The organism is Mycobacterium sp. E1214 (assembly GCF_001666755.1).
In the GTDB taxonomy this organism is placed as follows: domain Bacteria; phylum Actinomycetota; class Actinomycetes; order Mycobacteriales; family Mycobacteriaceae; genus Mycobacterium.
Genome location: NZ_LZJC01000155.1, coordinates 1 through 11,959 on the forward strand (window position 1 = coordinate 1; position 11,959 = coordinate 11,959).

The window sequence follows — 11,959 nt, forward strand, 5'->3', positions numbered from 1 at the left end:
ACGCGCCGGCCGACGTGCGCGACCACGTCCTGGCCAAGTTCGCCGCCGGCGAGTGGGCCGGTGAGACGGCGCAGTTGTTGACCGAGCGCACCGGCGGCTCCGACCTCGGCGCGCTCGAGACGACTGCGACCCGCGTCGGTGACGCGTGGCTGCTCAACGGCTTCAAGTGGTTCGCCTCCAACTGCGCCGGCGAGGCGTTCGTCGTGCTGGCCAAGCCCGAGGGCGCGCCGGACACCAGCCGCGGCGTCGCGAACTTCCTGGTGTTGCGCACCCGCCGCGACGGGTCGCGCAACGGGGTGCGGATCCGCCGGCTCAAGGACAAGCTCGGCACCCGCTCGGTGGCGTCGGGCGAGGTCGAATTCGTCGACGCCGAGGCGTTCCTGCTGTCCGAGCCGCCGCGCGAAGGGCAGCCGTCGGCCGGCCCCGCGGACGGCAAGGGGCTGGGCCGGATGATGGAGCTCACCAACGCCGCCCGGCTCGGCATCGCCCTGTTCGGCCTCGGCAACGCGCGACGCGCGCTGGTGGAGTCGCTGACCTACGCGCGGCGGCGGCACGCGTTCGGCGGGGCCCTCATCGACAAGCCGCTGATGCGCCGCAAGCTCGCCGAGCTGATCGTCGACGTCGAGGCCGCGCAAGCGATGGTGTTCGACGGCACCGGCGCCACCAACCACCGGCAGCCGCGCGGGATCCGGCAGCGCATCGCGGTGCCGGTCACCAAGCTCAAGGCGTGCCGGCTGGGCATCACGGCCGCCTCCGACGCCATCGAGATCCACGGCGGCAACGGCTACATCGAGAATTGGCCCGTGGCAAGGCTTTTGCGCGACGCCCAGGTCAACACCATCTGGGAGGGGCCGGACAACATCTTGTGCCTGGACGTGCGGCGCGGGATCGAGCAGACGCGGGCCCACGAGACGCTGCTGGCGCGGCTGCGCGACGCGGTGTCGGTGTCCGACGACGACGAGACCACGCGGCTGGTGGCCGGGCGCATCGAAGACCTGGACGCGGCGATCACCGCGTGGGGCAAGCTCGACCGGGACACCGCCGAGGCGCGGCTGTACCCGCTGGCGCAGTTCATGGGCGACGTCTACGCCGCGGCATTGCTGACCGAGCAGGCCGCCTGGGAGCGCGCGACCCGCGGCGGTGACCGCAAGGCCCTGGTCGCGCGCCTGCACGCTCAGCGCTACCTCGCCGATCCCGGCCCGCTGCGCGGCATCGACGCGGACTCCGACGACGCGCTGGTCCACTTCGACGAACTCGTGGCGGGGGCGTTTCATGACTGATCGCATCGAGATCGACCGCACCATCGCCGCGCCCGCCGCCGCCGTCTTCGCGGTGCTGTGCGACCCGCAGGGCCACGTGGCGATCGACGCGTCCGGCATGCTGCAGGACGCCGACGGCGACCCGGTGACCGCGGTCGGCGACAGCTTCGTCGTCCACATGGACCGCGAGGCGCTCAACGACTTCCCCGAGATGGGCCGCTACGACGTGACGGTGCGCATCGAGGAATTCGAGCCGGACCGGCTGATCGCGTGGACCATCCTGGGGCGGATCCGCCCGCAGATCGGCCACGTCTACGGCTACCGGCTACGGCCCGACGACGGCGACGAGTCGCGCACCGTGGTGACGTCGTTCTACGACTGGTCGCGGATCGACCAGCAGTGGCGCGATGCCGGCATCTTCCCGGTGGTGCCCGAGAGCGCGCTGCGGGCGACGCTGGGCATCCTCGACCGCACGGTGCGGCGGGGGTATCCGCGCGGCTAGATCGGGATCAGGCCGTGCTTGCGGGCCACCCGGGACCACACTTCCTTGTCCCGCAGCAGGCGCATCGACTTGCGCAGCAGCAGCCGCGTCTCGTGCGGGTCGATCACCGCGTCGATGAATCCGCGCTCCGCCGCGGTCCACGGGATCGCCATGTTGAGGTTGTAGCCCTCGATGAAGTCCTTCTTGATCTGCTGCGCCTCGGGCGTGTTCGGGTCGGGGAAACGCTTCATCAACAGCTGCGCCGCGCCCTCGGCGCCGATCACCGCGATGCGCGCGGTGGGCCAGGCGAAGTTGAAGTCGGCGGTCAGCTGCCGCGACCCCATCACCGCGTACGCCCCGCCGTAGGACTTGCGGATGGTGATGGTGACCTTCGGCACGTCGGCCTCCACCACGGAGTACAGGAACCGGCCGCCGCGCTTGATGATGCCGCGCTTCTCCTCCTCGGCGCCGGGCAGGAAGCCCGGGGTGTCCACGACGAAGACCAGCGGAATGTCGAACGCGTCGGAGAACCGGATGAACCGCGCCGCCTTGTCGGACGCCTCGTTATCGATGGCCCCCGACATGTGCATCGGCTGATTGGCGATCACCCCGACGGGGTGGCCGTCGACGCGGGCGTACCCGGTGATGATGGCGGGCCCGTGCTGCGCGGCGACCTCGAGGAAGTCGCCGTCGTCGAAGATGCGCAGCAGGATCTCGTGCATGTCGTAGGCCGCGTTGTCGGAGTCCGGCACGATCGCGTCGAGCTCCAGGTCGGTCGGGGTGACCTCCGGCTCCAGGCCCGGGTTGACGATCGGCGGCTTCTCGAAGCAGTTGCTGGGCAGAAACGACAGGAAGTCCCGCACGTACTGGAACGCCTCGGCCTCGGAATTCACCACGTGGTGGATGTTGCCGTAGCGGGCTTGCGCGTCAGAGCCGCCGAGCTCGTCGAGGGTGACGTCCTCGCCGGTGACCTCGCGGATCACGTCGGGCCCGGTGACGAAGAAGTAGCCCTGGTCGCGCACCGAGACCAGCAGGTCGTCCTGGATGGGCGAATACACGGCGCCGCCGGCGCACTTGCCGAAGATCAGCGAGATCTGCGGCACCAGCCCGGACAGCGCCTCGTGGCGGCGCCCCAGCTCGGCGTACCACGCCAGCGAGGTGACGGCATCCTGGATCCGGGCGCCGCCGGAGTCCTGGATGCCGATGATCGGGCAGCCGACCATCGCGCACCACTCCATCAGCCGGGCGACCTTGCGCCCGAACATCTCGCCGACCGTGCCCTGGAAGACGGTCTGGTCATGGGAGAAGACCCCGACGGGGCGGCCGTCGATCATCGCGTGCCCGGTGATGCAGCCGTCACCGTACAGGGCGGTCGGGTCGTTCGGCGTCTTCGCCAGCGCCCCGACCTCCATGAAGGTGCCGGGGTCGACCAGCGCGTGCACCCGGGCGCGCGCGCTCGGGATGCCCTTCTTGTCGCGCTTGGCGGCGGCCTTCTCGCCGCCCGGCTCCTTGGCCAGCTCCAGGCGGGCGTGCAGCTCGGCCAGCTTCTCGGCCGTCGTGTGGATCACGGGCAGTTGCGCTGGAGCTGTCTCGGTCACTAGTTGCCCACCTCACTCGTCCGGCCGCTGTGCGCGTCCACGCCGCGCGCGATCTCGTTCAAAGCCTCGGTCATGTGCGCGCCCACCTTGGCGATGATCGGCTCGTCGATGGCCTGGATGTGTTCGCCCCCGATCGGCACGACCTCGAGGTCGGCGACGAACTCGCCCCAGCCACCGTCCGGCTGCCGGACGCCGTAGCGCGGCTCGAACTCGATGACGTCGTCATGGTAGCGATCGGCCATGTAGAGCGTGACGTGGCCGTCGTACGGCTCGATCTGGACCGTCTCCAACGCCCGGTTGTCCAGGTACGACGTGCGCTGGTGCTCGATGATGCCGCCGGGCACCTGCACGCCGCTCTGTTGGACGATGTCCAGCACGAACTTGACCTGTCCCTCGTCGTCGAGCTCCTCGAGCTGCTCGTAGGGGATCGCGGGGATCTCGACGTTGAAGGTGCGCTCGGCGAACTTGGCGTAGCGGTCCCAGCGCTTGCGGGTCTCCTCTTTGGTCTGCGGGATCTCCTCGCCGGCCCGCACGGTGTCGATCATGCCGACGAAGGCGACGTTCGCGCCCATCCGCTTCAGCCCGATCGCGCAGGCGTAGGCCAGCGCGCCGCCGAGCGACCACCCGGCCAGGATGAACGGCTGGTCGCCGCCCAGCTCCAACAGCTTCGGCACGTACTGGGCGGCCCGCTCCTGCACGGTGCCCTCGACCCGCTCCAGGCCGTACACCGGCAGGTCCGCCGGCAGCCGGTTGAGCAGCGGCTCGTAGACCACCGTCGACCCGCCCGCCGGGTGGAACACGAACACCGGCGGCTTGGTGCTGCCCTCGGGACGCGGCCGCAGGGTGCGGACGAACCCGTCGACCTGCCCGGATTCGAGGTACTGGCGCACCTTCTCGGCTAGCGCTTCGATGGTGGCCGACGTCAGCACGTCCTCCGCGGAAATCGGCCCATCGGCCCGCTCCGAGAGGCGCTGCGCCAGCTTGGCCGCGGACTCCTCGTCGAGCTTGGGCAGCGGGTTGAAGATGCCGCCCGGCGACTTGCCCGTCACGATCGCCCAGGTGGCGAAGGTGACCCGCTCGGCCGCGTCGCGCGGCGGCACGTCGGAGTTGAGCGCCTTGGCGACCGCCTCCTGGGACAGCGCCCCCGCGGCCGCGGCCAGGTCCGGCGCGGCCGCCGGCTGGGCGCCGTTGGATCCGTTCTTCGCCGGGCCGGTCGGGTCGGTCGGCGGCGGCGGGATCGGCACGTCGGACAGCGGCGGTGCCGGCGTCGACTGCTCGGCCTGCGTTTCGGGCTCGGCCTGCGGGTCCGGCGCGGGCGCGGCCACGGTGGCGGGCGTCGCGCCGCTGATCAGCATCGCCTGCGCCTTGGCGATCTCCTCGGGCGTCTGCGTCTTCTGGTGCTCGTGCAGCTGCTCGACCTCGTCGCGGTGCTCGACGGCGTACTGGATCAGCTGCTCGATGTTGTAGAGGTTGGCGTCGCGCACCGCCGTGAGCTGGATGGGCGGCAGGTCGAAGTCGTATTCGACGCGGTTCTTGATCCGCACCGCCATCAGCGAGTCCAGGCCCAGCTCGACGAGCGGCACCTCCCACGGCAGGTCCTCGGGTTCGTACCCCATGGCCGCGCCGACGATCAGCCCGAGCCGCTCGGCGACGGTCTCGCCGGAGTCCGGCGACCACTTGCCCATGCTGGCCGAGAAGTACCGGTTGGTCAGGCTGTCGGTCAGCGTTTCGGCGTCCGCCTGCTCGGCCGGCGCGTCGCCGCCGGCGGCCAGGCCGTCGACGGGGGCCGCGATCGCCGCGCCCGCGCCGACGGCCACCGGCAGCACCGCCTGCGAGCCGCCGCGGGTGACCAGCGCGTCGTAGACGAGCGTGAACGATTCGTCGATGCGGGCGTGCACCTGGACCGACGCGCCGCCCGGATGCCGGGTCAGCGTCGTCACCAGCCGGGCGCCCTCGCCGGGCGTCGCGCGCTGCTCGGCGGCGGTCAGCTGCGCGTCGGGAAGCACCTCGGCGGCAGCGGCCTTCACCAGCGCGCCCAGGTCAACCAGGCCGCGCGGGTTGTACTCCCACACGTGGCGGCCGTCGGGCAGCGCGACGTGCGCCCCCGGCATGATGACCGAGCTGGCGCCCTGCGCGAAGTTGACGTTCAGCCAGTGCTCTTTGCGCTTGAAGCGGGTCGGCGGGATGTTGGCGTAGTCCTGCGGCCCGGCGGCCTTGCTGAACAGCGTCCAGATGTCCAGGTCGTGGCCGTGCACGTACAGCTGGGCCATCGCCGAGATCATCGACTCGACGTCGTCCTGCTTGCGGGCCAGCGTGGCGATCAGCTGCGCGTCGGGCAGCCCCGCGGCGGCGGTGGTCAGGCCGATCTGCATCAGCGCCACCGGGTTCGGCGCGAGCTCCAGGAAGGTGGTGTAGCCGCTGTCGACGGCGTTGCGGACCCCGTGCGTGAAGTACACCGAGTGCCGCATGCCCTTGACCCAGTAGGCGACGTCGTGGATCGGCTCGCTGTCGGGCTTGATGTAGGTGCCCTCGTGCACGGTCGAGAAGATGCCCACGGTGGGCGTGCGCGGCTCGATGCCCTGCAGCTCCGCGGAGAACTCGCCGAGCAGCGGGTCCATCTGCGAGGTGTGGCCGGCGCCCTTGGTCTGCAGCTTGCGGGCGAAGCGGCCCTCGGCCTCGGCCCGGGCGACGATGGCGTCGATCTGCTCGGGTGGCCCGCCGATGACGGTCTGGGTGGGCGCCGCGTAGACGCACACCTCCAGGCCGGGGAAGTCGGCGAACACCGTCTTGAGCTCGTCGGCGGAGTACTCGACGAGCGCCATGAACCGGATGTACTCGCCGAACAGCATCGCCTCGCCCTCGCCCATCAGGTGCGAGCGGGACGCGATGACCCGGGCGGCGTCGGCCAGCGACAGCCCGCCGGCGAAGTAGGCGGACGCGGGTTCACCCAGGGACTGCCCGATCACCGCGGCGGGCTTGGCGCCGTGGTGCTTGAGCAGCTCGCCCAGCGCGATCTGGATCGCGAAGATGACGACGTTGGACGTCTCGATGCCGTACTCGTGCGAGTCGTCGAGGATCAGTTCGAGCACCGAGTAGCCGCGCTCGTCCTGGATCAGCGCGTCGACCTTCTCGATCCACTCCGCGAAGACCTCGTTGCGCAGGTACAGGCTCTTGCCCATCTTGCGGTGCTGGGCGCCGAAGCCGGCCATCGCCCAGACCGGTCCGCTGGTGACGGGTCCGTCGGCGCTGAAGACGCCCGGCCGTTGCTTGCCCTCGGCGACAGCGCGCAGGCCCTTGATGGCCTCCTCGTGGTCGTGGGCCAGCACCACGGCGCGGGAGCGGCCGTGGTTGCGCCGCGACAGCGCGCGGCCGATCGACTCCAGCGACGACGCCTGCCCCTCCGGGCTTTCCATCCAGTCGGCCAGCTCGGCGGCGGCGGCCTTCTTGCGGGAGGTGAGGAACGCCGACACGGCGAGCGGGATCAGCGGCTTGGTCGGCTGTTCGGCCTCCTGCGCTGCGAGCTCCTCCAGCGCGATCTCCCGCAGGCGCAACGCCTCGTCGGTGAGGCCGGGCAGCTCGTAGTCGTCCTCCTCCGGCGCGGCGGGGTCCGGGATGATGTTGCCGAAGTCGTCGAAGCGCAGCGCGTGGCTCTCGCCGCCGGGCGCCTCGGCGGCGGGCACCGCGTCGGCGGCGCTCGGTTCGGGTTCGGGCGCCTCCTTCTCGATGACGTCGCGGGGCAGCACCTCGCGCACCACCAGGTGCGCGTTGGCGCCACCGAAGCCGAAGCTGGACACCCCGGCCAGCGCGTAGCCGCCGTACCGCGGCCAATCGGTGGCCTGGTCGACGACCTTGAGCCGCTGCGCGTCGAAGTCGATGTAGGGGCTGGGCCCGGCGAAGTTGATCGACGGCGGCAGCTTGTCGTGCTGCAGCGCCAGCACCACCTTGGCCATGCTGGCCGCGCCGGCCGCGGACTCCAGGTGCCCGACGTTGGTCTTGACGGCGCCGAGCAGCGCCGGACGGTCGGCGGGGCGGCCCCGGCCGACGACGCGGCCCAGGGCCTCGGCCTCGATCGGGTCGCCCAGGACGGTGCCGGTGCCGTGCGCCTCGATGTAGTCGACGGTGCGCGGGTCGATGCCGGCGTCCTTGTAGGCGCGGCGCAGCACGTCGGCCTGCGCGTCCTGGTTCGGGGCGATCAGGCCGTTGGACCGGCCGTCGTGGTTGACCGCGCTGCCCGCGATGACGGCCAGGATCTGGTCACCGTCGCGGCGGGCGTCGTCGACCCGCTTGAGCACCAGCATGCCGCCGCCCTCGGAGCGGGTGTAGCCGTCGGCGTCGGAGGAGAACGACTTGATCCGGCCGTCCGGGGAGAGCACGGCACCGATCTCGTCGAAGCCGAGCGTCACCACGGGGGTGATCAGCGCGTTCACGCCGCCGGCCACCGCGACGTCGGCCTCGTGGTTGCGCAGCGCCTGCACGGCCTGGTGCATCGCGACCAGCGAGCTGGAGCAGGCGGTGTCGACGGCGACCGACGGGCCGCGGAAGTCGTAGAAGTAGGACACCCGGTTGGCGATGATCGAGGTAGCCGTGCCGGTGATGGCGTAGGGGTGCGCGATCGTGGGGTCCGAGACCGCCAGGAAGCTGTAGTCGTTGTTGGAGACGCCGACGTAGACGCCGACGGACTCGCCGCGCAGGCTCGACGCGGGGATGCGGGCGTGCTCGAGCGCCTCCCAGGTGAGCTCCAGCGCCAGCCGCTGCTGGGGGTCGATGTTGTCGGCTTCGGTCTTGGCGACCGCGAAGAACTCGGAGTCGAAGCCCTTGATGTCGGAGAGGTAGCCACCCCGGGTGCGGGCCGCCTCGACCCGCTCGGCCAGCCGCGGCTCGGCCAGGAATTCCGCCCAGCGGCCCTCGGGCAGGTCGGTGATGGCGTCGCGGCCCTCCAGCAGCGCCTGCCACGTCTCGTCGGGGCTGTTCATGTCGCCGGGCAGCCGGGTCGAGAGCCCGACGATCGCGATGTCGACGCGTTCGGCGGGGCCGTTGCGGGTCCAGTCCGAGACGTCGTCGCCCGAGGTGTCGGCCTCCGGCTCGCCCTCGACGATGCGGGTGGCCAGCGACTCGATGGTCGGGTGCTGGAATGCCACCGCGACGGACAGGGTGACGCCGGTGAGGTCCTCGACGTCGGCGGCCATCGCCACGGCGTCGCGCGACGACAGGCCCAGCTCGACCATCGGGACCGACTCGTCGATCTCGTCCGGCGACTTGCCGACGGCCTTGCCCACCCAATTGCGCAGCCATTCGCGCATCTCGGGGACGGTCAGGTCGGTCTTGTTGGCGGCCCGGTTCTCCTGGGGTTCGTCTGTGTCAGCCATGGTTCCTGGATTCAGTCTGTTGCTTTGGCGAAGGTGTCGGGGGAACCGACGCCGCTGCGCAAGCTGCCGTCGAGGTAGGCGGCGCGGCAGGCGCGACGGCCGATCTTGCCGCTGGAGGTCCGGGGGATGCTCCCGGCCTGCACCAGCAGCAGGTCGCGGATGGTCACCCCGTGTCGCACGGCGATGGCGGCCCGGATCTCGTCGGCGATGGGCTGGTAGTCCAGCTTGTGCGTACCGGGGGCCCGCTCGGCGACGATCACCAGCTGCTCGGAGCTGTCCTCGGCGTCGTACTTCAGGCCGGTGTGCGGGTTGTCGAACACCACTTGCGGCAGCTGGTTGGCAGGCACCGAGAAGGCGGCCACGTAACCGGTGCGCAGCGCGCGGCTGGCCTCCTGCGCCGAGTACTCGAGGTCCTGCGGGTAGTGGTTGCGGCCGTCGATGATCACGAGGTCCTTGATGCGGCCCGCGATGTAGAGGTGACCCTTGTGGTAGGTGCCGTAGTCACCGGTGCGGACCCACAGGCCGTCGTCCGGCGCGCCCTCGGCGTGCGACTGGCTGACCCGTGACTTGAGGATGTTGTTGAAGGTCTCCGAGGTCTCTTCCTCTTTGCCCCAGTAGCCGGTGCCCATGTTCTTGCCGTGCAGCCAGATCTCGCCGATCTGGCCGTCGGGCAGCTCGCTGGCCGTGTCGGGGTCGACGATGACGGCCCACTCGTCCACACCGATCACGCCCGCGGACACCTGCGCGACGGCGCGCGGCGAGTCGGCCGGGACCTCGACGAAGCGCTGCTTGTTGAGCTCGTCCCGGTCGACGTGGATGACGGTCGGTGCCTCGTTCATCGGGGTGGTGGAGACGAACAGCGTCGCCTCGGCCAGGCCGTACGACGGCTTGATCGCGGTCTCCGGCAGCCCGTAGGGCTTGAACGCCTCGTAGAACTTGCGCATGGAGGACGGGGAGACCGGCTCGCTGCCGTTGAGGATCGCCTTGACGTTGCTCAGGTCCAGCGGCGGCTCGCCGTCCTTGGGTACCCCACGCACCGCGGCGTGCTCGAACGCGAAGTTCGGCGCGACGGTGACGACCTGGCAGTCCGGGGCGTCGTCGGGCTTGCGCGCCATCTCGCGGATCCACCGGCCGGGCCGGCGCACGAACGCCGCCGGCGTCATGAACGTGAAGTTGTAGCCGATGACCGGGGACAGCAGCGCCGTGATCAGCCCCATGTCATGGAAGAACGGCAGCCAGGACAGGCCGCGGTCGCCCTCCTTGCCCTCCAGGCCGTTGAGCACCTGCAGGACGTTCGTCGGCAGGTTCAGGTGGGTGATCTGCACGCCCGTCGGCGTCCGGGTCGAGCCGGACGTGTACTGCAGGTACGCGATGGTGTTCTCGTCGGCCTCCGGCGGCTCCCAGGTGGACGCGACCTCGTTGGGCACCGCGTCGACGGCGATGACGCGGGGACGCTCCTTGGCCGCACGGGCACGAATGAACTTGCGGACGCCCTCGGCGGCTTCCGTGGTGGTCAGGATGGTCGACGGGGTGCAGTCGTCGAGGACGGCGTGCAGGCGGCCGACGTGTCCCGGCTCGGAGGGGTCGAACAGCGGCACCGCGATCCGGCCGGCGTACAGCGCGCCGAAGAACGCGATCAGGTAGTCGAGGTTCTGCGGGCACAGGATGGCGATGCGGTCACCCGGCTGGGTGACCTGTTGCAGGCGGGCGCCGACGGCCCGGTTGCGGGCGCTGAAGTCGCGCCAGATGATGTCGCGGTACTCGCCGTCGCGTTCGGTGGAGAAGTCGATGAACCGGTAGGCCAGCTTGTCGCCGCGGACCCTCGCCCACTTCTCGACGTGCTTGACCAGGTTGGTGTTGTCGGGGAACTTGATCTTCCCGTTCACAATGAACGGGTTGTGGTACACCATGCCGCTCTCCTGTCCCACCTGCTCTCGGGTCGGCTACGCCGACAGTGACATCTCTCCCGGGCCCGCCGCGCGCTGTGCCGATCGGATCCACGCGGAGCCGTTCGGACCCCTCGGGTTCCGCGCCAGCCCAGCATCGACCCCAACCGGTTGCGCAACCGGGGTCCCTCAGTCTTAAGTTCTTCTTAATGTTACGGCGCCGCTTGCGGCGCTCCAAATCACAAGGTACCGCCGATCCGGACCCGGATCGGCATACCTACCCCTGTGTCTAGCCCTGTGTTCGGCCCGTGTTCCAAGCCCCGCGTCAGCCATGTTTGGGGTGGGGCGCGTTGGCGATCAGCCCCTGGGCCCAGTTCAGGGTCCAGTCCGTCGCCGGCGCGCCGTCCACGCTCCAGCATTGGGTGGTGGCGTACAGCGCGTGCACCGGCTGCCCCGCTCCCCCGGCCAGCGTGTTCAGGGTGCTGGGCAGGTTCGCGACGCTGAACGCCTCCTGCGGCGCCGCGCAGATCAAGTCGCCGGGCGCGCAGATCTCGTTGGTCTTGGCGTTGAGGTCACCGAACCCGCCGGGGCGCGCGCCGGTCATGGTCAGGCCCAGCCCGGACAGGATCGGCACCTCCTGCAGGGTCACCTCGGCGCCCTGGCCGGGCGGGTTGGGGCCGATGTCATTGCCCACCCCGGGCTGGCGGCGGCCGTCGGCGATCAGCGTCACGCCCAGGACCAGGTCGTCGTCGACGGGGCCGCGGCCGTTGCCGATATCGCTGGCGATGTCGCCCATGATCACCGCGCCCTGCGAGAACCCCATCAGCACGTAACTGGTCAGTGGGCACTTGGCGTTCATGTCGGTCATCGCCTGCACGGTCGCGCGGGTCCCCTCGGCGCGGCTGGCGTTGTAGGACATCTGCGTGTCACCGCTGAGCGGGTTGTGGAACTGCGCCGTGTACGGGGTGGTGTAGGTCTGCACCCGCGAGGACGGCGAGCCCTGCGCCAGCGCCGTCACCACCTTGTGCAGCAGCGCGTTCGGGAACTGCACGGGGGCGCCCGGGTCGTCCTGCACCGACGACTCCCAGGTGCCGGGCACGTCGACCACGTAGACGTCGGGGCACGACGCGTCCTGGGAGGCGGGGCGCGGCTTGTGCGGGTGGGAGGTGGTCGACGACGGCGGCAGCACGCCCGAGGGCACCGCGCTCGGCGGCGACTGGCGGCCGCGCAGCAGGGTCACGACGGCCACGACCACCAGCAACACCACCCCGGCCACCGCCAAGGCGGCGATCCAGGCGAGTCGTCGGTGGCGCTTGCGCCGGGCGCTTGTAGCCATGTTCTCCTGCCAGCAGAGCGGATGGACGCAGCG

General features: G+C 70.7%; 6 protein-coding genes. 2 read left to right on the plus strand and 4 right to left on the minus strand.

All coding sequences use genetic code 11. The annotated features are described in order from the left end of the window. Both A5700_RS21530 and A5700_RS21535 read left to right on the plus strand, forming a co-directional pair. A partial coding sequence (locus A5700_RS21530; RefSeq protein ID WP_068075376.1) for an acyl-CoA dehydrogenase family protein occupies positions 1 to 1,280 on the plus strand: 1,280 nt, incomplete at its 5' end. Continuing rightward, the gene (locus A5700_RS21535) at positions 1,273 to 1,761 is read left to right on the plus strand and encodes an SRPBCC family protein (RefSeq protein ID WP_068075379.1); all 489 of its coding nucleotides are present in this window, start codon (positions 1,273 to 1,275) and stop codon (positions 1,759 to 1,761) included. The genes A5700_RS21530 and A5700_RS21535, both read left to right, overlap by 8 nt. Here A5700_RS21535 and A5700_RS21540 read toward each other — a convergent pair. From A5700_RS21540 to A5700_RS21555, 4 genes are all read right to left on the minus strand, one after another. Then, complete coding sequence (locus A5700_RS21540; protein WP_068075382.1) at positions 1,758 to 3,338, minus strand: acyl-CoA carboxylase subunit beta; 1,581 nt, start codon at positions 3,336 to 3,338, stop codon at positions 1,758 to 1,760. The genes A5700_RS21535 and A5700_RS21540 overlap by 4 nt on opposite strands. Next, positions 3,338 to 8,704: a polyketide synthase Pks13 gene (gene pks13 / locus A5700_RS21545; RefSeq protein ID WP_068205001.1), complete on the minus strand. Its 5,367-nt coding sequence runs from the start codon at positions 8,702 to 8,704 to the stop codon at positions 3,338 to 3,340. Before pks13 ends, A5700_RS21540 begins: the two co-directional genes overlap by 1 nt. 11 nt (positions 8,705 to 8,715) lie before the next feature. Then, on the minus strand, positions 8,716 to 10,614 hold the full coding sequence (gene fadD32, locus A5700_RS21550) for a long-chain-fatty-acid--AMP ligase FadD32 (RefSeq protein WP_068075388.1): 1,899 nt from the start codon (positions 10,612 to 10,614) through the stop codon (positions 8,716 to 8,718). Between the two features lie 301 nt (positions 10,615 to 10,915). Then, on the minus strand, positions 10,916 to 11,926 hold the full coding sequence (locus A5700_RS21555) for a cutinase family protein (protein WP_068205003.1): 1,011 nt from the start codon (positions 11,924 to 11,926) through the stop codon (positions 10,916 to 10,918). Positions 11,927 to 11,959: the final 33 nt, after the last annotated feature.